Source organism: Heterorhizobium halophytocola (genome assembly GCF_017873095.1).
GTDB classification, from domain to species: Bacteria; Pseudomonadota; Alphaproteobacteria; order Rhizobiales; family Rhizobiaceae; genus Allorhizobium; species Allorhizobium halophytocola.
Genome location: NZ_JAGGJU010000004.1, coordinates 333965 through 355809, shown reverse-complemented (window position 1 = coordinate 355809; position 21845 = coordinate 333965). Strand labels below are relative to the sequence as shown.

Below are 21845 nucleotides of genomic sequence, written 5' to 3'. Positions count from 1 at the left end.
GTCCGCGATCAAGCACGGGGCCGCCTCGAGTCGATCTCCCCTGTTGAGGGGGAGATGCCCGGCAGGGTAGAGGGGGTTAGCCGCGGAACACTGATGCGAGCGATCGCGCCGAGGACATGGCCATGCTGACCCCCGCAAGCGAAATCGAGGCCGCGGGGCTGATCCGGGACCACGCATCCTCCGGCCGCACGCTCGAGATCGTCGGCGGCGGCACGCGCGGGGGGATCGGCAATCCGGTTCGCGCCGACGCGCAGCTGTCCTCGGGCGGGCTCACCGGCATTGTCGCCTACAACCCCGCGGAAATGGTGATGACGGTGAAGGCCGGAACGCCGCTGGCCGAGATCGAGCAGGCGCTCGACGCCGCCGGCCAGATGATGGCGTTCGAGCCGATTGACCATCGGGGCATCATGGCAACGACAGGCGAGCCGACCATCGGCGGCGTCTTCGCCGTCAACGCCTGCGGTCCCCGACGGCTGCTGGTCGGAGCTGCCCGCGATCATCTGCTGGGGCTGCGCCTGATCAATGGTCAGGGGGAGATCGTGCAGGCCGGCGGGCGCGTGATGAAGAATGTCACCGGTCTCGATCTCGTCAAGCTGATGGCCGGCTCGCACGGCACGCTGGGTTTGCTGAGCGAGGTGACCTTCAAGGTGTTGCCGCGTCCGCGCGACCAGTTGACACTGGTGTTGTCGGGGCTCGACGACGCGCAGGCATCGCGCGCGATGGCGGCTGCCATGGCGCTGCCGGTCGAGGTGTCCGCCGCCGCGCATCTGCCGGTTACCGTGCATCACAAGATCCTTGCCGGCCGTCTGCCGGACGGTCCGGCAACGGTGCTGCGGCTGGAGGGCATGCAGGCCTCGGTCGTCATCCGCCTTGAAAAGCTGGCGGCAGCCATGGCGCGGGCCGGTGCGGTCACCCGGCTGGACGCCGATGAGAGCGCCGTGCTCTGGCGCGAAATCCGCGACGTTGCACCCTATGGCGACGGCACGGACCGCCCCCTCTGGCGCGTCTCCGTTGCCCCCGGCATGGGGGAGGCGCTTGTGGCCGATCTCCGGCTCGAAGCCGGCATAGACGCCTTTTACGACTGGCAGGGCGGGCTCGTCTGGATGCGGATGGAGGCCGATCCGGACGCCGATCTCGTGCGCCGCCACGTCCGGAGCGTCGGCGGTGGCCATGCGACCTTGATGCGCGCGCCGATGGAGGCGCGGCAGAGGGCGAGCGCCTTCGAGCCGCTCGCACCCGCCGTGGCGCTCCTGAACCAGCGCGTGCGCGAAAAATTCGATCCGGCCGGAGTATTCAATCCGGGCCGGATGGCAAGAGGAGAGGCGGCATGAGCGAAAATCGGCAAGCCCCGATTCCGCGCGATCCCGACAGCTGGCTTGCGCCCGGCGAGCGCAACCTGCAGCTTATCTACGCGCTTTACATCCTCAGTTTCGTGTTCGGTATCACCAGTCTCATCGCGATCGTGATGGCCTATGTCAATCGTGGCAAGGCCGGTGGCTGGATGGAGAGCCACTACACCTTCGCCATCCGCACATTCTGGATCGGCCTGCTCTATGCGGTGATCGCCAGTATCCTCACTCTCGTTCTGATCGGCGTCATCCTCGGATTGCTGACGGCCATATGGCTGATCGCGCGCTGCGTCGTCGGGCTGCAGAAGGTCGGTGCCGGCGAGCCGATCGGCAATCCGAAAACCTGGTTTATCGACCGCTAGCGGGCAGGAGCACGTCCTTGCAGACCAATTTCACCACCGAGCAACTGGCCGACCCGCATCTTGCCGAAGCCGAAGGCATTCTCCGCAAATGCGTGCATTGCGGCTTCTGCACCGCCACCTGTCCGACCTATGTGACGCTCGGCAACGAACTCGACAGTCCGCGCGGGCGCATCTACCTGATCAAGGACATGCTGGAGAACGGCAGGCCGGCGGACGAAGAGATCGTCACCCATATCGACCGCTGTCTCTCCTGCCTTGCCTGCACGACCACCTGTCCGTCCGGGGTCGACTACATGCATCTGGTCGATCATGCCCGGGTGCATATCGAAAATACCTATCGGCGCCCGCTGTTGAACCGGCTGACGCGCAATGTGCTGGCCATGGTGCTGCCCTATCCGAAGCGGTTTCGCGCGGCGCTGAAACTGGCCAAACTGGCAAGGCCGCTTTCCGGTCTGCTGAAGGGCGTGCCCGGGTTGCGGCCGTTCGGCGCCATGCTCGATCTGGCGCCTGACAGCATTCCGGCTGCTCCGGTGGATCGGTCGTCCCGCCATGCCGCCGTGGGCCAACGGCGCGGTCGTGTGGCGCTGCTTTCCGGCTGCGCCCAGTCGGTGCTCGATCCGGAGATCAACGCGGCGACCGTCCGGCTCCTGACCCGCCTCGGCATCGAGGTCGTCACGCCGCAAGGGGAAGGCTGTTGCGGCGCGTTGGTCCATCACATGGGCCGCGAGCAGCAGGCGCTCGCCAGCGCCCGGCGCAATGTCGATGTCTGGATCAGCGAAATCGAGCGCGGTGGCCTCGACGCGGTGGTCGTCACGACATCCGGCTGCGGCACGACGATCAAGGATTACGGTCATATGCTGCGCCTCGACCCCGATTACGCGGAAAAGGCAGGCAGGGTGTCTGCTCTGGCAAAGGACGTCACCGAATATCTGACAAGCCTCGATCTGCCGCGCCAGGAGCGCAAGGGACTGACAGTTGCCTATCATTCCGCCTGCTCGCTGCAGCACGGCCAGAAGGTGACGAGCCTGCCAAAGCTGTTGCTCGCCAATGCCGGCTTTGCGGTCAAGGACCCGCCGGAGGGCCATCTCTGCTGTGGCTCCGCCGGCACCTACAACATCATGCAGCCGGATATTTCGGCACAATTGAAGGCGCGCAAGGTGAAGAATATCGAGGCGACCAAGCCGGATCTGATCGCGGCCGGCAATATCGGCTGCATCACCCAGATCGCCAGCGGAACGGCCCTGCCGATCGTCCATACCGTGCAACTGATGGACTGGGCCTATGGCGGGCAAAAGCCGGCGGCGCTTGCCGGACGGTGAGCCGCTTTTCTGCAAGTGCCGACGCGCAGAGATGTATATGCGCACAGCCTCCATTATGGTTATCTAATTGTCCGACGCGGTCTTATTGTTTACCTTTCCCTCGTAGCGTCGGGGGCGGAACTCGTCCCCGTGCGGGACAATGGAGACTATACGATGCGCATGTTGATGGCCCTGACAACCGTTGCCTTGCTGACCGCCGTCTCGGCGCAGGCGCAGGCAGACCATGTCTATTGCGCGCTGGATGGAGATGTTTTCAGGCTGTCGCTCGAAAGCGGCGTCAAGCATACCGCGCCCTACGAACTCGATGGCTTCCGGGGTGTCGTGTCCCTGAAAGACGTACCGGTCGAAGGCATGCACAAGAATTTCCGGCTGACCCAGGAGATGCTCGAGACATCCATGCTGGACAGAGACATGCTCGAATTGCTGCTGGTCTCGCAAAGCAAGACCGACCATCCCTTCGTCACGCTGACCCTCAAGGTGTCGGCGACCGCGGCCGACAAGGCCGGCCATTACCAGATGACCGTCACCAGCGCGCCGACGCGCTCGTCGATGGATCGCAAGACGGTGCTGTCGGACGATGGCCCGATCAACTGCAGGCTGCCGTGAGCCGGTCTGTTACCAGCTGAAGGTCACGCCGACATTGATCGCGTTGGTCATGATATTGGTCTTCAGCGACGCGCCATTGTCGATATCGACGTCCACCCAGGAATAATTGCCCTTGTATTCGGCAAAGGCCGCCAGGTGATCGGTAAACTGGTAGGCGACACCGGCCTGCGCCTGCACCGTCGGACCGCCGAACTGGTATTCGAAGGTCGTGCCCGATCCGCGCGCGACCTCGACATGCGGAACGTTGATGCCCGCGCCGGCGCCGACATAGGGGACGAACTTCGTGCCGTCGATCGGCATCCGGTAGAGTGCGTTGAGGGTTAGCAGGTTGAGCCCGTCGGTGAATTCGAAATGGCTGAAACCGCTTTTGGACAGCGTCTCGTCGTCGGCATAGACCTTGTCATGGGTGTAGTCGAGCGACAGGCCGAGATTGGGATGGCCGAGATCTTCCATCCACCACGTCGCGCGCACGCCGTAATAAGGCGGCGCTGCAAAGGACTTGCCCTCCCATCCGGCGGTGAAGTCGGGTCCGTCCGACAGATCGACATGGCTGTGCGGCGCCGACTGCACGCCGCCATAGGCGGATATCGCCATTTCGGCGCGGGCGGCGGGCGGGGTGATCATGAGGAAGCTGACGGTGCTGAGGAGAAGCGCGGCAAGCGTGGAGGAAGAATTCGATGTCATCGGGTGATCCGCAAAACGGGCGCAGGCGAATCCGCCCCGCCATCCTGTGAGTTCACGCAACCTAGCCGGCGATTGTATCAGGAATTTAAATAGAAGCCCGGCCGAAGGGCCGGGCCTGAGTTCGTCGCAGAGGACCTGTCGGAATGGCGATCAGCCGCCGAAGATCGTTGCCAGAAGATCGATGCCACGGTCGTCATAGGACACGTCGCCCTGGCGGTTGCCCGGACCGATGACGATCACCTTGGTGCCGACGCCTGCGCGCTCGTAGAGATCCTCGACATCCTTGTTCATCATGCGGATGCAGCCGGACGACATGTTGAGGCCGATCGTCCAGGGCTGGTTGGTGCCGTGGATGCGGAAGATGGTGTCGCGGCCGCCACGGTAGAGATACATGGCGCGCGCGCCGAGCGGGTTGTCGATACCGCCCTTCTGCACGACCGGCAGATTGTGCCCCTTGCGGGCCTCGCGGGCACGCATTTCCGCCGGCGGACGCCATTCCGGCCATTCCGCCTTGCGGCCGATCTTGACCACGCCGGACCAGCCATAGCCGTCGCGACCGACGCCGACCCCGTAGCGCACGGCGCGGTTCTTGCCTTGCACATAGTAGAGGAACTTGTGGTCGGTATCGATGATGATCGTGCCCGGCTTCTCATCGGTGACCAGGCGCACGATGCGGCGCTTGAACTTGTCGGGCACGCTCTTGCGGACCGCGACCTGCACCACCTGGCTCTGCTTTTCGACCGGCGCGGCACCGGCGACATTGGTGAATGCCTGGGCCGAGATCGGCGACAGGACGGAAGCGCTGACGGCCAGAATCACTGCCGCGCGAAGGATTTTCATCATGTTGACCCTCTCCAGATTAGACGCGTGCGACGTTACTGAAGTGAGGCCGGGGCACAACCCCATATGAGCAATCAGTAAAGTGGAATTGAAGCCACAATGCGCTTTTCGAGCGATTGTGGCTTCATCTCCTCACATGACGATGACGGAGGTACCGACATCGACCCGCGAGTAGAGATCGGTGACGTCCTCGTTGCGCATGCGGATGCAGCCCGAGGAGACGCCGTAGCCGATCGTCCAGGGCGCATTGGTGCCGTGGATGCGGTACATGGTCGATCCGAGATACATGGCGCGGGCGCCGAGAGGATTTTCCGGGCCGCCGTCCATGTGGGCGGGCAGGTAGTGACCCTTGGCTGCCTCGCGCGCCAGCATTTCCTGCGGCGGCGTCCAGCCGGGCCATTCGCGCTTGGCGGTGATCTTGTGGGTGCCGGCCCAGGCAAAGCCCGGCTTGCCGACGCCGACGCCATACCGGCGCGCCTTGCCGCCGTCGAGCACCAGGTAGAGGAAGCGGTTGTTCGTGTCGATCACGATCGTGCCGGGCTTTTGCGTCGTATCATAGGCGACGATCTGCGGCAGGAAGCGCGGATCGATCCGGTTGCGCACCGGACGCGGCGCGTTGACGGCGACCTGGCGGGCCGCGCGCGGGGCAAACAGCGGGGCTGCACGGCGCGGGGCCGGTGCTGTCGCTGCGGCGGCGCGGGGGGCGGCATAGGCGCGCGCGGCGGCGGGCGGACGGCCGCCGAGCTGCAGCACCCAGGGTGCCGTCAGATCGGGGCTGACGACGACGGGCGGACGTTGCTGATAACGGTCATTGGCGGCGGCCGGACCTGCCACGGCGACGAGAGCGGCGGCGGCCAGTGCCATCAGGGAAATCTTCATGGGGCAAACTCGCTACAAAAAACCCAAGGGAAGGCGGAAAGACGAAAATGCACGTCTCTTGTCTCTGCATGCTGACATCCTTCAAACGCGAAACTGGTAAAGACGGCATCGATAAAAAGCGACCGAAGCCGTAAACCTTCCGTCAGGGTTTACATCCGGTTTGGAGAAAGAGTGAACAAATGGTAAACGAGCCCGGACGGAACGGAGAATCGCAGGGCATGGAAATCGAGGGTTTGCTGACCGGGGAAGACGGGCTTGCGCGCTGCGCCTGGCATGGCGGCCTGGACGACTACCGCCGCTACCACGACGAGGAATGGGGCTATCCCGTCACCGACGATATCAGGCTGTTCGAGAAGATCTGCCTGGAAGGGTTTCAGTCCGGTCTCTCCTGGCTGACGATCCTGCGCAAGCGGGAAAATTTCCGGGCTGCCTTCGACGGCTTCGATGTTCACAAGGTGGCGGCCTATGGCGATGACGAGATCGCCCGATGCCTTGCCGATGCCGGCATTGTTCGCCATCGCGGCAAGATCGTCTCGACGATCAACAACGCCAAGCGGGCGATTGAACTGCAAAAGGAATTCGGCTCGCTGGCCCGTTATTTCTGGAGCCATGAGCCGGGGCCGGACGAGCGGCCGGAGGTCGTCGACCGGGCGGCGATCGCCGCCAATCCGACGACACCGACCTCCATCTGGCTGTCGAAGGATCTGAAGAAACGCGGCTGGAGCTTTGTCGGCCCGACCACGATCTATGCCTTCATGCAGGCGATGGGACTGGTCAACGACCATTTCGAGGGCTGCCATTGCCGCCCGAAGGCCGAGCGCCTGCGCGCCGAACTCGTCCGTCCCTGACGGGGCGCCTGCGCCGTCAGTCGATGCTGACGGCGAGCACCCGGCTGATCTCGGTCAGCGAGCGACCCGACTGCGCAGCCCACCTGTTGAAGGCGGCCTGCACCGCCGCGCGTTCCTTGGCCGATGTCGGCGGCTTGTCGACGACACCCTCGGCGATCAGCCGGCCCACCACGTCGTTCGACAGGATGAAGCCGTCGATACCGGCAAAGCGCAGAAAATACTGTCCCGTATTGCCGCCAAGTCGCGTGCCGCGCTTTTTCAGGAGATCGAGCAGCCCCATATAGTCCTCACCTGGCCAGTTGGCGAGGAAGGCGGCGGCGCTGCCATGCGCGTCGGACAGGTCGGCGATGAAGCGGGCATTCTCCTGCACCGCGCGGATCTTCGGTCCGTGGCGCACGATGCGGGTGTCGGAGACAAGGCGCTCGAAATCCTCGTCATGCAGCATCACGCAGAAGCCGATCTCGAAACCTTCGAAGGCGGCCTCGAAGCCCGGCCACATCGCCTCGACCACCTTCCAGGTAAAGCCGGAATTGAAGATGCACCGGGTCATCAGTGCCAGCAGCCGGTCGTCCGGCATGGCCGCGACCTCGGCTTTCGGTTTCGGGTAGCGCAGCAAGGCCTCGACGGCCGCATCGCCTCCCTTGCGTTCCGCGGCAATCGCCCAGATCTCGTCGAAGTTTCGCATTGATTGCCTTCCCTTAGCCGAGACTGTCCAGCAGGGGCAGGAATTCGCCGAGATGGGCGATCTCCTTGAACCGCGGTGCCTCGGTCGGCTTTTCCACATGCTCCAGCGCCCAGGTCAGTGCGTGCGGCACGAAGACGCCCCAGGCGCCGGTGGCGATGGCCGGCACGATGTCCGATTTCAGCGAATTGCCGACCATCATCGCATGCTCCGGCCCGTCGCCCTTGCCGAAGATGCGCCGATAGGTGGTGGCGGTCTTGTCGGAGACGATCTCGACGCTGTCGAAGAAATCGCCAAGCCCCGATTGCGCCAGCTTGCGCTCCTGGTCGAACAGATCGCCCTTGGTGATCAGCACCAGATAATACTGCCCCGCCAGCGCTTCCAGCACCTCATGGACATGCGGCATGGTCTCGACCGGATGGCTCAGCAGGTTGCGGCCGATCGACAGGATCTCGCCGATCACCTTGCCGGGCACCTTGCCCTCGGTCACGTCGAGCGCCGTCTCGATCATCGACAGGGTAAAACCCTTGATGCCGAAACCATAATGGCCGAGATTGCGCCGCTCTGCCTCGAGCAGACGCTCGGAGATATGCTCACCCTCGGCATAATCGGTCAGCAGTGCCTGGAACTGCCCTTCCGTCAGCCGGTAGAACTGCTCGTTCTGCCAGAGGGTGTCGTCGGCATCGAAACCGATCATGCGAATGGGGTGTAAGGTCATGGCTGCCGCCCTCCCGCTGTCTTTCAGCGGGGGAAACTAGGACCTAAAGCGGGTTTTGAAAAGGCGAAGTCTCAGCCGACCTGCAGCCAGTGGATCAACAGCAGGCTGATGCCGCAGAGCAGCAGCAGCGAGACGCTGGCCGCCGCGATGACCCGGCCGCCGGCCTTGGCGACATGGCGTACATCGACCGACAGACCGAGGGCCGCCATGGCGATGATGGTCAGCACGCTGGACGTTTCCGAGATCGGCTTCAGCGCCAGTGCGGGGATCAGGTCGAACGAGCGAAGCCCCATCATCACGGCAAAGCCGAGGATGAACCAGGGCAGGATATGGCGCAGCGACATATGCCCGCCACTGCGTCCATGGATCACGCCGAGTACCAGCAGCACGGGGCCGAGCATGAGCACGCGGATCAGCTTGACCACAGTGCCGGTCTGCACGCTGATCAGCCCGATCGGCGCGGTGGCGGCCAGCACCTGCGGCACGGCATAGACGGTCATGCCGGCAAAGGTGCCATACTGGACAGCGTCCATGCCAAGCGGCTCCATGACCAGCGGCATGACCAGCACGGCGATGACGCCGAGCACGGCGGTGAAGGCGATCGAGGCCGCGACGTCGTCCGATGGCGCGTCGATGACCGGGGCAGCGGCGGCGATTGCCGAATTGCCGCAGATCGAGTTGCCGCAGGCGACCAGGGTGGCAAGCTTGGCCGGAAGTCCCAGCATGCGGCCGACGAAATAGCTGGCGATGAGCGAGACGGCCACACCCCCTGCAATGCCTCCGACAAGGCCGAAACCGGCTTCTTCCAGCGTCGCGGTGCTGATCGATGCGCCGAGCAGCACGACCGCGAGTTCCAGCAGGAACTTTGCGCTGAAATCGATGCCCGCGTGAAACCGTGGCGATAGCGTCAGGCCGGAACGGATCATGGCGCCGAGGATGATCGCCAGCACCAGGCTTTCCAGCCAGCGGCCTCCGAGCAGATTTTCTTCCAGCGTTTCCAGCCCGATGGCAAGGCCCGTTACCGCTAGACAGAGCAGGAGACCGGGTGCGATGCGCATGGCGCAGGCCGAGAGGGGACGGGACGGCGTCGGGGAGGCGATGGGGGACACGATGGACATTTCGATCTGGCCTTGAGGTTGCCTTCCCAAAATACGGTTCCCTGAGCCTTATCTTCCATCGAATAATATGTTACGTTTCATTCTCTAAAATCGAATGATATTGCTTCCCTTGATCTTCGCCTTGAGTCTCTTCCTCTCATGATGACCATCGAACAGCTCGTCATCTTCGTCGCCGTGGCCGAACGTGAGCACCTGACGCGCGCCGCCGAGGCGATCCGGCTGACGCCTTCGGCCGTCAGTTCGTCGATCAAGAAGCTCGAGGCCTTTTACGGCGTCGCGCTGTTCAACCGGGTGGGGCGACGGATCGAACTGACGGGCGAGGGACAGGCTTTCCTGGCCGAGGCGCGGGCAACGGTAGCGCGCATCCAGGCGGCCGAGCTGATGCTGTCCGAAATGGGCGGGCTGGAGCGCGGCAGCCTGTCGATCCATGCCAGCCAGACGGTGGCGAGCTACTGGTTGCCGCCGCTGTTGATGCGGTTTCACGCGCGCTATCCGGGGATCGACCTGTCGCTGACGATCGGCAACACCGCCTCCGTCGCCCATGCGGTGCGCGAGGGCATTGCCGAGATCGGCTTCGTCGAAGGCAGGGTCGATGACGGCGCGCTCAGCGTCACGCCGGTTGCCGATGATGCGTTGCAGATCGTCACGGCGCCGGATCACGCCTGGGCGGACGGGCGGCTGCTGAAGCCTAAGGATCTGCTGTTGTCCACCTGGGTGCTGCGCGAGACCGGGTCCGGCACCCGCCAGGCCTTCGAGCAGGCGCTGCTGGCGGAGGGGATCGACCTGCAGCATCTCAAGGTGGTGCTGACATTTCCTTCCAACGAGGCGGTGCTGTCGGCGACGCGCGCCGGTCCCTGTGCGGCCGTGGTCTCGGGGATTGCCGCGGAATCGCAGCTGCATGAGGGGCTGCTGGTCAAGGCCAATTACCGTTTGCCGACGCGGCGCTTCACACTGCTGCGCCACAAGGAGCGCCGTGCGAGCCGGGCAACCGAAGCCCTGATCGCCATCAGCCGCGAGAGGTGACCGCCGCGTCGACGCGGCGGCCACCGGTTTTTCCGCGCCTTATTGCGCCTGCCTTGCGAGCCAGGCCTTCATCATCGCGATCTCGGCTTGCTGGGCGGTGACGATCTCTTCGGCAAGTTTGCGGATCTCCGGATCCTTGCCATATGCGAGCTCGATCTTCGCCATGTCGATAGCACCTTGATGGTGCGGGATCATCGAGGCGACGAAATCGACATCGGTCCTGCCGCTCAGCGGCACGGCCATATCCTTGTGCATCTTCATGTTCGCCGCTTCGAAAGCCTTTGACGATGGTTGATCGTTCGGCATTGGCATGGTCATCGTCCCGTGATCCTGGTGCGGACTGGCATCCTGCGCATTGGCGAGGGTGACGGTGGAGAAACCGGCAAGCGCAAGGGCTGCCGCGAGAATTGCGGTCTTTGTCATGGAACTGTCCTTTGTCTGAATGGAATGGGTCGCGTCTCCGGTCGAAGGACCGGTCTGCAAGCCTCAGGCGCGGGGCGGGCGATCCGGCGGCGTGGGCGGCGTGGATTGCAGCAAGCGGATGATCTCGATTGCATTCGGCGAACGGCCGAAACGCCAGCCTTGCGGAAAGGCAATCGCCGCCGCAAGCGTCTGGCAGGCGGCGCAATGCCCGCTGGCGAGATGCCCCGGCCGTTTCCCCTTGCTGCCTTCACCGTGCTCGACGGCAGCTGGCAACATCGCCGCCTCATGGGCGCAATCCACCATGGCAAGCCTTTGCAATCCCTCGTCTGCCATCGGCATGACATGCGCCGCAATGCCCTGGTGTCCTGTCACCGGCATAGCCGCTGAGGCCATCGGCACAGCGCCATAGGCAAGGGCTGCAAGCAGAAAGAGGAGGCGAAGAACCCGGATCATGATGCTGAGTTTTGCGCGCAGATCACGGCGAAAGAAAGCGCTTTCCAGCCAGGCTAAGCTCCGGTCAGATCACGATGACGCGATGAACGACCTGGTAGTCGGGGCTCTCCTCGCCGAAGGGCACGACCGGCCAGTCCCATTCGGCCCGCTCTGGCGGCAGGATTGCGCCGCGCATCAGGTCGACCTCTTCATGCATCTTGCCGCCGCGATCGACCACGCGGTAGCCGATATCGGTGACGAGGCAGGTGGAGGCGGGAACTGCGGCAAGGGCATCGAGATGCGCCGCGACAAGAGCCGGGATGACAGTATCCGGCTGGCCGCCTGCCGGATCGGCTTCCAGCCGCCGTTTCGTACCTGTGGCGATCTGCGACAGCAGGTTGGCCGAAACGACGAGGTCGAGATAGGGCACCTGGCGCAGGAAGCCGAGCGGCTCCGGAGTGTCGCCGGTTGTCAGCGCCGCGTAACCGGAAAGGTCGCGCTCGATCAGCCGCACATGCCGCAGGCGTTTCAGCATCAGCCAGGCCCGCACGCTTGCCAGATGCACGAGATCGACCAGGACAACGGTGTCGAACAGGCGGGCAAGTTCGACGATGGGCACATCCCGCAACAGGCCGGAGCCGAGGACCACGGCCGTACGCTTCTGCCGGCAGCGCGCCGCCGCCTGCAGGATGGCCGTCTTGGTCTTCTCTTCGTGATCGGCCCAGTCCCGCGCGCAGCGCCCGGCCCGTGCGCAGAGATTGACGGAGGCGCGGATCGCACGCCGGCTGTCGGGACCGGTCAGCGGCCAGGTGGCGGCGTAGTTGAGTGCTTCGAGGATCATGGCTCAGCGATAGACCTGGGAACGGTGGCCGATCTCGATGACGAGAACGACGACACGCGCGTCCTGGATATCGCAGATGATCCGGTAGTCGCCAACCCGGTAGCGCCACAGATGCCCGCGCTCGACCCCTTCCAGCGCACGACCGATTTGCCGCGGGTTGGTGAGGGATGCCAGCCGCTGCTCAAGGAATGTCCGGATCCGTTTGCGTGTTTGCGGGTCCAGTTTGGCCACATGCTTTCGAGCTGCGCGGTTATACTCAATCGTCCAGGCCACGCCAGAACTCTTCGCCGCTGACGATCCGGCTTTCCCCGCGTTCGATCGCGTCGAGCGCCTCCTCGGCACGTTTGACGAAATAGGCGTCCTCCAGCCGTTCTTCGAGGATGTCGAGCATATAGGCATCGGGTGCCTTGCCCGCTTCCTCGGCATATTTGAGGATGAGACGGTGCATGTCGTCAGGCATTTCGATGGTGACGCGCTTGTTCATGGTCTTGTCCCTGGAAAGAACCGCGGTGAATATACCATTGCCGCCCGCCGCCCGGAAGCCTTCACCCTTGCCGCGAAAAGCCCGATCCTCTAAGACACCGGCAATCCCTGAAAATCAGAAGAAATCCCGGTTCCCGACATGAGCGACAAGACCAAGAAGAAGCCGCAGAAACTCAAGGCCCGCCTGCCGCGCGGTTTCGTCGATCGCGAGGCCCACGACATCCGCGCCGTCAACGAGATGACCGCGAAGATCCGCGAGGTCTACGAGCGCTACGGTTTCGACCCGGTCGAGACCCCGCTGTTTGAATATACCGATGCGCTCGGCAAGTTCCTGCCCGACAGCGACCGGCCGAACGAGGGCGTCTTCTCCCTGCAGGATGACGACGACCAGTGGATGAGCCTGCGCTATGACCTGACGGCGCCGCTCGCCCGTCATGTGGCGGAGAATTTCAACGAGATCCAGCTGCCCTACCGCACCTATCGCGCCGGCTATGTCTTCCGCAACGAGAAGCCGGGCCCGGGCCGTTTCCGCCAGTTCATGCAGTTCGACGCCGACACCGTCGGCGCGCCGGGTGTCCAGGCGGATGCCGAGATGTGCATGATGATGGCCGACACCATGGAAGCCCTCGGCATTGCGCGCGGCGACTATGTGATCCGGGTCAACAACCGCAAGGTTCTCGACGGTGTGATGGAGGCGATCGGTCTCGGCGGCGAAGACAATGCCGGCCAGCGCCTGAACGTCCTGCGCGCCATCGACAAGCTCGACAAGTTCGGTCCGGACGGCGTGAAGCTGCTGCTCGGCGAGGGCCGCAAGGATGAGAGCGGTGACTTTACCAAGGGTGCCGGGCTGAACGGGGAACAGATCGAAAAGGTGCTGTTCTTTGTCGGAATCGAGGACTACGCCAAGAGCGCCGAGGCACTGGCGTCTCTTGTGGCCGGTACAGCCAAGGGCGGCGAAGGCGTCGAGGAGCTGAACATGATCGGCAGCCTCGCCGTCAGCGCCGGCTACGATGCCACTCGCATCAAGATCGACCCGTCGGTCGTGCGCGGTCTGGAATATTACACCGGCCCCGTGTTCGAAGCCGAACTCCTCTTCGACGTCACCAACGAGAAGGGCGAGAAGGTCGTCTTCGGTTCGGTCGGCGGCGGCGGGCGTTATGATGGTCTCGTGTCGCGCTTCATGGGGCAGCCGGTGCCGGCAACCGGGTTTTCCATCGGCGTCTCGCGCCTGATGACGGCGTTGAAGAACCTCGGCAAGCTCGGCGCCGACGAGGTGGTCGCGCCGGTGCTGATCACCGTCATGGACGGCGATGTCGACAGCATGGGCAGATACCAGCGCTTCACCCAGGCGCTGCGTGCCGAGGGTATCCGGGCCGAGATGTACCAGGGCAACTGGAAGAAGTTCGGGAACCAGCTGAAATATGCCGACCGGCGTGACTGCCCGATCGCCATCATCCAGGGTGGCGACGAGCGCGAAAAGGGCGTGGTTCAGTTGAAGGACCTGATCGAGGGCAAGCGCTTGTCCGGCGAGATCGAGGACAATGCCGCCTGGCGCGAGGCGCGGGTGGCGCAGGTAGAAGTTGCCGAAGCCGACCTCGTTGCCAAGGTGCGGGAGATTCTCGAGGCTCATGCGGAAGATCGCCGCCGGGCACCGTAATCGTCGTCTCCGGGCGGGCGCCCCTGCTCGCAGATCCAATCGGCATGTTGCGCATACTGCCGGTTGCCGTCGGCCATCGCGATTTCGCCCGATACGGGAACCTTTGGCCCGCCCCGGCGTCCTGTTTCTAACCGATACTGGTGAAAACAGGAGGGCCGGGGGATGTCTCTGCTAGCGATCGATCATGTCCAGCTTGCCATGCCGGTGGGCGGCGAAGACAAGGCCCGCGCCTTCTACGAGGGGCTTCTCGGCATACCCGAGGTGGAAAAGCCCGATAATCTGAAGGCGCGCGGAGGGTGTTGGTTCGCCGTCGGCAATGTCAAGATCCATCTGGGTGTCGAGGAGGAGTTCAGGCCGTCGCGCAAGGCTCATCCGGCCTTTCTCGTCGAGGAACTGAAAAGCATGATGGAGCAGATCCGCAATGCCGGCCACGAAGTCGCGGCCGCCGACATCGTCGGGGACTATGAACGTTTCCACGCCTTCGATCCGTTCGGCAACCGGATCGAATTCATGCAGCTCTCGATCATGAGCAGAACCGAGGAGGACAGGCAGATGCTTGCCGCCACCTGACGGGCCTATGCAGCAGGCGGATGGATCGGGAATTCCTCCGGGCTCAGGAGCGAATGCCGTGCGGCAATCCCGGGTATGGGCGACGGTGCGAACCGCGCCCGCATTCCGATAAAAATGCCGCCGGAACGACACCAGTCGTTGACATGGCCGCCAAAGGGTGGTGTTCGCTTCGTCCCGAAGCCTATCGAGAAAAAGACGTCGGGATAGTTCATGCCCATGATCGACATGCCGGACTTCACCGGTGACATTCTGGCAGAGTTTGCCAACCGCCGCACGACCCGTGTCGATACGCCGGTGATCCAGCCGGCCGAGCCGTTTCTGGACATGGCGGGCGAGGATCTGCGCCGGCGGATCTTTCTCACCGAAAACGAGCGCGGCGAAAGCCTTTGCCTGCGCCCCGAATTCACCATCCCCGTCTGCCTGCGTCACATCCAGACCGCCACCGGCACGCCCAAGCGCTATGCCTATCTTGGCGAGGTCTTCCGGCAACGCCGCGAAGGCGAGAACGAATTCTACCAGGCGGGCATCGAGGATCTCGGTGATACGGCAACGGCCGGTGCCGATGCGCGGGTGATCGGCGATGCCATTGCCGTGCTCGATCGCGTGCTGCCCGGCCGCAGACTGGCCGTCACGCTTGGCGACCAGGCCGTGTTCGAAGCGGTGGTCAATGCGCTCGGCCTGCCGGCCGGATGGCGCAAGCGGTTGATCCAGAGTTTCGGCAATGCCGACCGCCTCGCACAACTGCTGCAGGATCTGGCCACCGCCCATCCGGTCGACGGGCTGGACTTCAAGGTCGCCTCGCTGGTGGCTTCGGGGGATGACGCCGCGCTGATCGCCCATATCGACGAGACCATGCATGCGACCGGCTACTCCACCAATGCCAGCCGCGCGCCGGCGGAAATCGCCGCGCGGCTGAAGGAGAAGCTGATCCTGGCGGCGACGCGGCTTGACGAACGCACGCTGTCGCTGCTGCAGGAATTCCTGTCGCTCGAACTGCCGCTGGACGAGGCGTCCTCGGCGTTGGTCGGTTTTGCCGACGCGGCCGGCCTCAAGCTCGGCGGCGCCGTCTCGCGCTTCGACGAACGGGTGGCGGCCCTTGCCAATCTCGGCATCGACCTTTCCACCATCACCTACAGGGCCGCCTTCGGCCGTCCGCTCGACTATTATACCGGCCTGGTCTTCGAGATCCTCGACGCGGATGACGATCAGGCGGTGCTGGTCGGCGGTGGCCGCTTTGACCGGTTGCTGACCCTGCTCGGTGCCGAAAGCCATATTCCGGCCGTCGGCTTTTCCATCTGGCTCGACCGGATCGAGGCTGCGAGGACATCCGCATGACGATCACCATCGCACTGCCCTCCAAGGGACGCATGAAGGAAGCCGCCTCCGGGATTTTCGAAAAGGCCGGGCTGAAGATCGAGGCCGTCGGCAATGACCGCTCCTATCGCGGCCGCGTCGAAGGCGCCGACGATATCGAGATCGCCTTCCTGTCGGCCTCGGAAATCTCCCGCGAGATCGGCAATGGCACCGTCGATTTCGGCGTCACCGGTGAGGATCTGGTCCGCGAAGGGCTGGCCGACGCCGATGCCCGGGTCGAATTCTGCGCCCGGCTCGGCTTCGGCCATGCCGATGTCGTCGTCGCCGTCCCGGATATCTGGCTCGACGTCGACAGCATGGCAGACCTCGGCGATGTCGCTGCCGATTTTCGCAGCCGTCACGGCCGGCGCCTGACGATTGCCACCAAATACTGGCGCCTGACCCAGCAGCATTTCTCCCGCCAGCACGGCATCCAGCTCTACCGCATCGTCGAGAGCCTGGGCGCGACGGAGGGCGCGCCTGCCGCCGGCCAGGCCGACATCATCGTCGACATCACCTCCACCGGCTCGACGCTGAAGGCCAATCACCTGAAGATCCTCAAGGACGGCGTGATCCTGAAATCGGAAGCCTGCCTTGTCCGGGCCCGCAAGGCCGAGCATGACGGCAGTCAGACGGTGTCGCGCATCGTCGATGCGATACGGACGGCGCTCTGATGGAGCCGTCGGCGGCCATCCCCGGGCTCTACGAGCGCCATGCGGATGCCTTCGACCGGACACGTGGCAAGACGCTGTTCGAAAAGCCCTGGCTTGACCGCTTCTGTGCAGGCCTGTCGCCGGATGCCGCGCTGCTCGACCTCGGCTGCGGCACGGGTGAGCCGATCGCCGCCGATCTTGTCCGCCGCGGATATCGGGTAACCGGCATCGATACGTCCTCCAGGATGATCGCACTGTGCAAAGCGCGCCTGCCGACCGCAGAATGGCACGTGGGCGATATGCGCCACATCGCACTCGGCAGGACATTCGAGGGCATCATTGCCTGGCACAGCTTCTTTCACCTGACGGCCGATGACCAAAGGCGGATGTTTGCGATCTTTTCGAAACATCTGCGGGCGGATGGCGCGCTGATGTTCACCTCCGGCTCAAAGGCAGGCGTCGCAATCGGCGTATTCGAAGGCGAGGCCCTGTTTCACGAAAGCCTGGCGTCTCGGGCCTATCGGGAGCTGCTGGACGAGAACGGCTTCACCGTCGTTGAGCATGTCCGCGATGACCGGACATGCGGCGGAGCAACCGTATGGCTTGCCACGCGGCGGCTATGAAACCAGGCCAGCCAAGGCCGGACCCGGTTTTCGCGCGCCGCGTGGCGAGCCATTGCGTCCGGTCACGGCGCCCGCATAGAGGCATTGAAAAAAGCCGCCGGATCGCTCCGACGGCTTTTTTCGTATGGCGATCGCCCCGAGCAGGGATGCCTCAGGCGGCGACCGGCAGGGCCGCGCCGCGGCGGACGTCGAGCGAATAGGCGCCCGGGCCGAAGGTGGCGAGCAGGATATAGGCGCCGGCCAGCGTGATGTTCTTCATCAGCATGATGCCATTCAGTGCATTGATCCAGCCGGTGGCCGCATCCGGCCAGCCTTCAACGGCAACCGTGCCGGAATGAAAGACGAGACCGGTGAAGACACAGAAGAGGGCCAACAGCCAGCCGGCGATCTTCGTCTGAAAGCCGACGAGAACCGCAAGGCCGGAAAGAAGTTCGAACAGGCCTGCCAGATAGGCAAGGGCCGTGGCGGCCGGCATTCCGGCGCCGCTGATCATGCCGGCGGTGGCGGCGGGATCGGCAAGCTTGCCGAAGCCGGAATAGATGAACATGAAGGAGAGCAGGATGCGGGCGACGAGGACGACGGCATTCTGGGTCGAGGTGTTGGACGAGGTCATGGAATTTCTCCAGGGTGCGCTTGTTGCGCGAAGGGCATGCGTTAAGTGATGGCGCGAAGATGGCCTCTCGCGACTGTCTTGGATAGATAAACGACGTTGCACATATTGTTCATCAATATAGAACGATGGCCCGGCCGTCATCGACCTTGAAAGGAACCTGCTCATGACCGACCTCTCCCGATTTCCCGTGGCACGCCGCTGGCCGGCCACCAATCCCGACGCGATCCAGCTTTATTCGCTGCCGACGCCAAACGGCGTGAAGGCGGCGATTGCGCTGGAGGAACTGGGGCTCGCCTATGAGGCGCACCTGATCTCGTTTTCGACCAACGACCAGAAGTCCGAGGAATTCCTGTCCCTGAACCCGAACGGCAAGATCCCGGCAATGATCGATCCGAACGGCCCGGACGGGCAGCCGATCGGCATTTTCGAGACGGGGGCGATCCTGACCTACCTGGCCGACAAGACCGGCCGGCTGATGCCGAAGGAGGGCGCGGGCCGTTACGCCGTGCTGCAATGGCTGTTTTTCCAGGTCGGCGGCGTCGGGCCGATGTTCGGCCAGTTCGGGCATTTCTACAAGTTTGCAGCCGACAAGGTGGCCGACAATCCCTATCCGATGGAACGCTATCGCGACGAGACCCGCAGATTGCTCGGCGTGATCGAGGGAGAACTGGGCAAGCGGCAATGGCTGGCGGGCGACGACTATACCATCGCCGACATCGCTACCTTCCCCTGGGTGCGGGCCTTGCGCGAAGGCTATGACGCCGCCGATGTCATCGGTCTGGATGCCTATCCGAAGACGATGGCCTGGGTCGAGCGTGCGGCGGCACGACCGGCAAGCCAGAAGGGTCTGAATATCCCGCCGCGTCCCTGAGGGACACGGTCAGCTCTGGCTGGCCAGCAGCGGATGTTCGGTGTGAAAACGCGGAAAGATGAAGATGCCGGTCATCGACGCACCGGCGGAGCTGTCCATTTCGCGCGACTGGCCGATGCAGAAGATCGGCTGGCGCCGGTCGCCGGACTGGCGGATGGTCGTGGTGTAGCAGAATTGCGAGGATGCGGCGGCCGCCTGTTCGAACAGTTGCAGGATGCGGCCCCTGTCCTGGGGGTCGTATCTGCGCATCATGGTCAGCAATCCGCATTCGCCACCGGGCAATTCGTGCAGGATCGCGGCGCGGTCGCCAAGCCGCATGACGCCGTTGGCAAGGTCGCCCTCCCAATCCTCTGTGACCGCGTAGCGCTCCATCAGTTCAGGCGCCAACCGCCCGGCCAGTTCGAAGAACGGGTCGATCGTCTTTGTCAGTGTGGAATCGGCTATCTTGAACAATACATTCCCCAAATGTCGCGGCCAAGAAAACTGCCGGCAAAGGCAGAAACATGCGACCGTCCCATTGGCCCCCCGGCTTAATGGCGATCGCTCCCTACGTGGTGGATGCGCGACCGATGATCGATTTACTGTGTACTCCTCTCCATCACGATTACGCAAACAAGGTCGTATTCAAAGATATGCAAATGCTTTTCGAGATGCGATCCGAAGTCGGCCTCCGATACCCGATGAGCAGAGGCAATACGGACCCGCAATAGGATCGTCAGGCTCTTCCGGTCTCTCAATGCCAGGGCGGGAGCCTCGGCATTCAGCGCATCCGTCGACGCCGGATGCCGGAGAAGCGCGTTCTTTTCGCAACAAGATGTAGCATCAATAGAAATCTAATCAATCATCGATTGTGCGCGCGCAATATAGTCAATTTGATAAATTCTAGCTTCCAATGCAATGACAGTGTTTGCGAAAGTCACTGTGGGAGACGCGTAAACCTGTGCTTTGTATTGATAAAAGGACAGTCGAGAGACGTCGAACGCGGCTTGTTTCTGCTTCGAAAGCAACTCAAACCCTTTGGCCGCACTTTGACTATCCCAAGATCTTGGGAGATATGCCGGCACTCAATAAAAAAGGGCGACCCGAAGATCACCCTTTTCAAACGTAAGCGCTTAACCGGCAGGCAAGGACCGAAGTCTTGCATTCCGATGCCCATGCCGCGATTTCAGCGCGCTTGACGCGCTGAAACACTTTGGAACATGGGCGTGCTTGATGGTCAGCTTATCGTAATAAGGCTGTCGCCTTATTACATCATGCCGCCCATGCCGCCCATGCCGCCCATGTCAGGCATGCCGCCGCCGGCTGCTTCCTTCTTCGGAAGCTCGGCAATCATGGCTTCCGTCGTGATCAGCAGCGAAGCAACCGAAGCTGCGTTCTGCAGAGCCGTACGCACAACCTTGACCGGGTCGACGATACCCATGGCGATCATGTCGCCATATTCCGACGTCTGGGCGTTGTAGCCGAAGTTGTCCGTGTCGCCGTCGAGGATCTTGCCGACAACGATCGAAGCCTCGTCACCAGCGTTGGTGGCGATCTGACGGACGAGCGACTGCAGAGCCTTGCGAACGATGTTGATGCCAGCTTCCTGGTCATCGTTCGCACCCTTGACGGTGATCTTGGTCGACGAACGCAGGAGGGCTGTGCCACCGCCGGGAACGATACCTTCCTGAACAGCAGCGCGCGTTGCGTTCAGAGCGTCGTCGATGCGGTCCTTGCGTTCCTTGACTTCGATTTCCGTCGAGCCGCCAACGCGGATAACGGCAACACCGCCAGCGAGCTTGGCAAGACGTTCCTGCAGCTTTTCGCGGTCGTAATCGGACGAGGTCTCTTCGATCTGAGCCTTGATCTGGGAAACGCGACCTTCGATGTCCGACTTCTGGCCGGCACCGTCGACGATCGTGGTGTTTTCCTTGGTGATCGAGACCTTCTTGGCGCGGCCGAGCATGTCGAGCGTGACATTTTCGAGCTTGATGCCGAGATCTTCGGAGATAACCGTACCGCCGGTGAGGATCGCGATGTCTTCCAGCATGGCCTTGCGGCGATCGCCGAAGCCCGGAGCCTTGACGGCAGCGATCTTCAGGCCGCCACGCAGCTTGTTGACGACGAGCGTTGCCAGAGCTTCGCCTTCGACGTCTTCAGCGATGATGACGAGCGGCTTGCCCGACTGAACGACAGCTTCCAGAACCGGCAGCATGGCCTGGAGGTTCGAGAGCTTCTTTTCGTGGAGCAGGATGTATGCGTCTTCGAGATCCGCAATCATCTTTTCCGGGTTGGTCACGAAGTAAGGCGACAGGTAGCCGCGGTCGAACTGCATGCCTTCGACGACTTCGAGTTCGGTTTCAGCGGTCTTGGCTTCTTCGACGGTGATGACACCCTCGTTGCCGACCTTCTGCATGGCTTCGGCAATGTCCTTGCCGACCTGCGTGTCGCCATTGGCGGAGATCGTGCCGACCTGGGCAACTTCTTCCGAGGTCGAGATCTTCTTGGCCTTGGCCTGGAGGTCCTTCACGACTTCGCCGACAGCGAGGTCGATACCGCGCTTCAGGTCCATCGGGTTCATGCCGGCAGCAACAGCCTTGTTGCCTTCGCGCACGATGGCCTGGGCCAGAACGGTCGCCGTGGTGGTGCCGTCGCCGGCGATGTCGTTGGTCTTCGAAGCAACTTCGCGGACCATCTGGGCGCCCATGTTTTCGAACTTGTCTTCGAGTTCGATTTCCTTGGCAACCGATACGCCGTCCTTGGTGATGCGCGGTGCGCCGAAGGACTTGTCGATGATGACGTTACGACCCTTGGGGCCGAGCGTAACCTTCACAGCGTCAGCGAGGATATCGACGCCGTGCAGCATCTTTTCGCGCGCAGTGCGGCCAAACTTGATTTCTTTAGCAGCCATTTTCAAAA

General features: G+C 63.1%; 26 protein-coding genes. 12 read left to right on the top strand and 14 right to left on the bottom strand.

All coding sequences use genetic code 11. The features are described 5' to 3' along the window. Window positions 1-116 precede the first annotated feature (116 nt). The 4 genes from glcE to J2Z17_RS09545 all read left to right on the top strand — a co-directional run bounded on the left by glcE (window position 117) and on the right by J2Z17_RS09545 (window position 3636). The gene (gene glcE, locus J2Z17_RS09560; RefSeq protein WP_209944231.1) at window positions 117-1331 is read left to right on the top strand and encodes a glycolate oxidase subunit GlcE; all 1215 of its coding nucleotides are present in this window, start codon (window positions 117-119) and stop codon (window positions 1329-1331) included. Continuing rightward, a complete protein-coding gene (locus tag J2Z17_RS09555; protein WP_209944229.1) occupies window positions 1328-1711 on the top strand; it encodes a DUF4870 family protein in 384 nt (127 codons plus the stop codon). The genes glcE and J2Z17_RS09555 overlap by 4 nt, the downstream gene beginning before the upstream one ends. Before the next feature lie 17 nt (window positions 1712-1728). Continuing rightward, window positions 1729-3030, top strand: coding sequence for a glycolate oxidase subunit GlcF (glcF, locus tag J2Z17_RS09550; RefSeq protein WP_209944227.1), 1302 nt, complete (start codon window positions 1729-1731; stop codon window positions 3028-3030). A gap of 153 nt (window positions 3031-3183) precedes the next feature. Next, on the top strand, window positions 3184-3636 hold the full coding sequence (locus J2Z17_RS09545) for a hypothetical protein (RefSeq protein WP_209944225.1): 453 nt from the start codon (window positions 3184-3186) through the stop codon (window positions 3634-3636). 9 nt (window positions 3637-3645) lie between these two features. Here the strand turns inward: J2Z17_RS09545 and J2Z17_RS09540 are convergent, their stop codons facing one another. The 3 genes from J2Z17_RS09540 to J2Z17_RS09530 form a co-directional block, all read right to left on the bottom strand. Next, a complete protein-coding gene (locus J2Z17_RS09540) occupies window positions 3646-4320 on the bottom strand; it encodes an outer membrane protein (protein ID WP_209944223.1) in 675 nt (224 codons plus the stop codon). A gap of 150 nt (window positions 4321-4470) precedes the next feature. Next, window positions 4471-5163, bottom strand: a complete 693-nt coding sequence (locus tag J2Z17_RS09535; RefSeq protein WP_209944221.1) for a L,D-transpeptidase — start codon at window positions 5161-5163, stop codon at window positions 4471-4473. Window positions 5164-5292: 129 nt separating this feature from the next. Continuing rightward, entirely contained in the window at window positions 5293-6039 is a 747-nt protein-coding gene (locus J2Z17_RS09530; RefSeq protein WP_209944220.1) for a L,D-transpeptidase, read from the bottom strand. Window positions 6040-6257: 218 nt separating this feature from the next. Between J2Z17_RS09530 and J2Z17_RS09525 the strand changes: the two genes are divergently transcribed. Beyond that, entirely contained in the window at window positions 6258-6887 is a 630-nt protein-coding gene (locus tag J2Z17_RS09525; RefSeq protein ID WP_209944361.1) for a DNA-3-methyladenine glycosylase I, read from the top strand. Window positions 6888-6903: 16 nt separating this feature from the next. Here J2Z17_RS09525 and J2Z17_RS09520 read toward each other — a convergent pair whose 3' ends face one another. From J2Z17_RS09520 to J2Z17_RS09510, 3 genes are all read right to left on the bottom strand, one after another. Further along, on the bottom strand, window positions 6904-7572 hold the full coding sequence (locus J2Z17_RS09520) for a DNA-3-methyladenine glycosylase I (RefSeq protein ID WP_209944218.1): 669 nt from the start codon (window positions 7570-7572) through the stop codon (window positions 6904-6906). A 13-nt stretch (window positions 7573-7585) separates the two neighbouring features. Next, window positions 7586-8287 carry an HAD family hydrolase gene (locus J2Z17_RS09515; protein ID WP_209944216.1) on the bottom strand — a complete coding sequence of 234 codons (702 nt, stop codon included), beginning with the start codon at window positions 8285-8287 and terminating at the stop codon, window positions 7586-7588. Between the two features lie 71 nt (window positions 8288-8358). After that, complete coding sequence (locus J2Z17_RS09510) at window positions 8359-9405, bottom strand: YeiH family protein (protein ID WP_209944214.1); 1047 nt, start codon at window positions 9403-9405, stop codon at window positions 8359-8361. Window positions 9406-9546: 141 nt separating this feature from the next. Between J2Z17_RS09510 and J2Z17_RS09505 the strand changes: the two genes are divergently transcribed. Beyond that, window positions 9547-10428 carry a LysR family transcriptional regulator gene (locus tag J2Z17_RS09505; RefSeq protein WP_209944359.1) on the top strand — a complete coding sequence of 294 codons (882 nt, stop codon included), beginning with the start codon at window positions 9547-9549 and terminating at the stop codon, window positions 10426-10428. A gap of 39 nt (window positions 10429-10467) precedes the next feature. Here J2Z17_RS09505 and copM read toward each other — a convergent pair whose 3' ends face one another. From copM to J2Z17_RS09480, 5 genes are all read right to left on the bottom strand, one after another. Continuing rightward, the gene (copM, locus tag J2Z17_RS09500) at window positions 10468-10851 is read right to left on the bottom strand and encodes a CopM family metallochaperone (RefSeq protein WP_209944212.1); all 384 of its coding nucleotides are present in this window, start codon (window positions 10849-10851) and stop codon (window positions 10468-10470) included. 63 nt (window positions 10852-10914) lie between these two features. Then, entirely contained in the window at window positions 10915-11304 is a 390-nt protein-coding gene (locus tag J2Z17_RS09495) for a hypothetical protein (protein WP_209944210.1), read from the bottom strand. Window positions 11305-11368: 64 nt separating this feature from the next. Next, window positions 11369-12124, bottom strand: coding sequence for a hypothetical protein (locus J2Z17_RS09490; protein WP_209944208.1), 756 nt, complete (start codon window positions 12122-12124; stop codon window positions 11369-11371). Between the two features lie 3 nt (window positions 12125-12127). After that, window positions 12128-12397 (bottom strand): type II toxin-antitoxin system RelE family toxin, encoded by a 270-nt coding sequence (locus J2Z17_RS09485; protein ID WP_209944206.1) that lies wholly within the window; start codon window positions 12395-12397, stop codon window positions 12128-12130. Next, complete coding sequence (locus J2Z17_RS09480; RefSeq protein ID WP_209944204.1) at window positions 12381-12608, bottom strand: DUF6290 family protein; 228 nt, start codon at window positions 12606-12608, stop codon at window positions 12381-12383. Before J2Z17_RS09480 ends, J2Z17_RS09485 begins: the two co-directional genes overlap by 17 nt. A 138-nt stretch (window positions 12609-12746) precedes the next feature. Here J2Z17_RS09480 and hisS point away from each other — a divergent pair, with 138 nt between their 5' ends. The 5 genes from hisS (at window position 12747) to J2Z17_RS09455 (ending at window position 17463) form a co-directional block, all read left to right on the top strand. Beyond that, window positions 12747-14264: a histidine--tRNA ligase gene (gene hisS, locus J2Z17_RS09475; RefSeq protein WP_209944202.1), complete on the top strand. Its 1518-nt coding sequence runs from the start codon at window positions 12747-12749 to the stop codon at window positions 14262-14264. 162 nt (window positions 14265-14426) lie between these two features. Next, the gene (locus J2Z17_RS09470; RefSeq protein ID WP_209944199.1) at window positions 14427-14834 is read left to right on the top strand and encodes a VOC family protein; all 408 of its coding nucleotides are present in this window, start codon (window positions 14427-14429) and stop codon (window positions 14832-14834) included. Between the two features lie 210 nt (window positions 14835-15044). After that, window positions 15045-16169 carry an ATP phosphoribosyltransferase regulatory subunit gene (locus J2Z17_RS09465; protein WP_209944197.1) on the top strand — a complete coding sequence of 375 codons (1125 nt, stop codon included), beginning with the start codon at window positions 15045-15047 and terminating at the stop codon, window positions 16167-16169. Then, window positions 16166-16861 (top strand): ATP phosphoribosyltransferase, encoded by a 696-nt coding sequence (gene hisG / locus J2Z17_RS09460; RefSeq protein ID WP_209944195.1) that lies wholly within the window; start codon window positions 16166-16168, stop codon window positions 16859-16861. Before J2Z17_RS09465 ends, hisG begins: the two co-directional genes overlap by 4 nt. Continuing rightward, window positions 16861-17463 carry a class I SAM-dependent DNA methyltransferase gene (locus J2Z17_RS09455; protein ID WP_209944193.1) on the top strand — a complete coding sequence of 201 codons (603 nt, stop codon included), beginning with the start codon at window positions 16861-16863 and terminating at the stop codon, window positions 17461-17463. The genes hisG and J2Z17_RS09455 overlap by 1 nt, the downstream gene beginning before the upstream one ends. A 151-nt stretch (window positions 17464-17614) precedes the next feature. Here J2Z17_RS09455 and J2Z17_RS09450 read toward each other — a convergent pair whose 3' ends face one another. After that, window positions 17615-18076, bottom strand: coding sequence for a DoxX family protein (locus J2Z17_RS09450; protein ID WP_209944191.1), 462 nt, complete (start codon window positions 18074-18076; stop codon window positions 17615-17617). 163 nt (window positions 18077-18239) lie between these two features. On the opposite strand from J2Z17_RS09450, the gene J2Z17_RS09445 reads away from it, so the two are divergent. Continuing rightward, complete coding sequence (locus J2Z17_RS09445; RefSeq protein ID WP_209944189.1) at window positions 18240-18947, top strand: glutathione binding-like protein; 708 nt, start codon at window positions 18240-18242, stop codon at window positions 18945-18947. A 9-nt stretch (window positions 18948-18956) separates the two neighbouring features. On the opposite strand, the gene J2Z17_RS09440 is transcribed toward J2Z17_RS09445, so the two are convergent. Then, the gene (locus tag J2Z17_RS09440) at window positions 18957-19400 is read right to left on the bottom strand and encodes a hypothetical protein (RefSeq protein WP_245223967.1); all 444 of its coding nucleotides are present in this window, start codon (window positions 19398-19400) and stop codon (window positions 18957-18959) included. A gap of 793 nt (window positions 19401-20193) precedes the next feature. Next, window positions 20194-21837 (bottom strand): chaperonin GroEL, encoded by a 1644-nt coding sequence (gene groL, locus J2Z17_RS09435; protein WP_209944185.1) that lies wholly within the window; start codon window positions 21835-21837, stop codon window positions 20194-20196. Window positions 21838-21845: the final 8 nt, after the last annotated feature.

Coding starts and splice junctions, on each gene's coding strand:
- J2Z17_RS09525 (WP_209944361.1), top strand. CDS start 6,258: ATGGAAATCGAGGGTTTGCTGACCGGGGAAGACGGGCTTGCGCGCTGC.
- J2Z17_RS09505 (WP_209944359.1), top strand. CDS start 9,547: ATGACCATCGAACAGCTCGTCATCTTCGTCGCCGTGGCCGAACGTGAG.
- hisG (WP_209944195.1), top strand. CDS start 16,166: ATGACGATCACCATCGCACTGCCCTCCAAGGGACGCATGAAGGAAGCC.
- J2Z17_RS09490 (WP_209944208.1), bottom strand. CDS start 12,124: ATGATCCTCGAAGCACTCAACTACGCCGCCACCTGGCCGCTGACCGGT.
- glcE (WP_209944231.1), top strand. CDS start 117: ATGGCCATGCTGACCCCCGCAAGCGAAATCGAGGCCGCGGGGCTGATC.
- J2Z17_RS09470 (WP_209944199.1), top strand. CDS start 14,427: ATGTCTCTGCTAGCGATCGATCATGTCCAGCTTGCCATGCCGGTGGGC.
- J2Z17_RS09450 (WP_209944191.1), bottom strand. CDS start 18,076: ATGACCTCGTCCAACACCTCGACCCAGAATGCCGTCGTCCTCGTCGCC.
- J2Z17_RS09535 (WP_209944221.1), bottom strand. CDS start 5,163: ATGATGAAAATCCTTCGCGCGGCAGTGATTCTGGCCGTCAGCGCTTCC.
- J2Z17_RS09540 (WP_209944223.1), bottom strand. CDS start 4,320: ATGACATCGAATTCTTCCTCCACGCTTGCCGCGCTTCTCCTCAGCACC.
- J2Z17_RS09455 (WP_209944193.1), top strand. CDS start 16,861: ATGGAGCCGTCGGCGGCCATCCCCGGGCTCTACGAGCGCCATGCGGAT.
- copM (WP_209944212.1), bottom strand. CDS start 10,851: ATGACAAAGACCGCAATTCTCGCGGCAGCCCTTGCGCTTGCCGGTTTC.
- J2Z17_RS09530 (WP_209944220.1), bottom strand. CDS start 6,039: ATGAAGATTTCCCTGATGGCACTGGCCGCCGCCGCTCTCGTCGCCGTG.
- J2Z17_RS09480 (WP_209944204.1), bottom strand. CDS start 12,608: ATGAACAAGCGCGTCACCATCGAAATGCCTGACGACATGCACCGTCTC.
- J2Z17_RS09510 (WP_209944214.1), bottom strand. CDS start 9,405: ATGTCCATCGTGTCCCCCATCGCCTCCCCGACGCCGTCCCGTCCCCTC.
- J2Z17_RS09445 (WP_209944189.1), top strand. CDS start 18,240: ATGACCGACCTCTCCCGATTTCCCGTGGCACGCCGCTGGCCGGCCACC.
- J2Z17_RS09520 (WP_209944218.1), bottom strand. CDS start 7,572: ATGCGAAACTTCGACGAGATCTGGGCGATTGCCGCGGAACGCAAGGGA.
- J2Z17_RS09465 (WP_209944197.1), top strand. CDS start 15,045: ATGCCCATGATCGACATGCCGGACTTCACCGGTGACATTCTGGCAGAG.
- J2Z17_RS09545 (WP_209944225.1), top strand. CDS start 3,184: ATGCGCATGTTGATGGCCCTGACAACCGTTGCCTTGCTGACCGCCGTC.
- hisS (WP_209944202.1), top strand. CDS start 12,747: ATGAGCGACAAGACCAAGAAGAAGCCGCAGAAACTCAAGGCCCGCCTG.
- J2Z17_RS09495 (WP_209944210.1), bottom strand. CDS start 11,304: ATGATCCGGGTTCTTCGCCTCCTCTTTCTGCTTGCAGCCCTTGCCTAT.
- groL (WP_209944185.1), bottom strand. CDS start 21,837: ATGGCTGCTAAAGAAATCAAGTTTGGCCGCACTGCGCGCGAAAAGATG.
- J2Z17_RS09515 (WP_209944216.1), bottom strand. CDS start 8,287: ATGACCTTACACCCCATTCGCATGATCGGTTTCGATGCCGACGACACC.
- J2Z17_RS09555 (WP_209944229.1), top strand. CDS start 1,328: ATGAGCGAAAATCGGCAAGCCCCGATTCCGCGCGATCCCGACAGCTGG.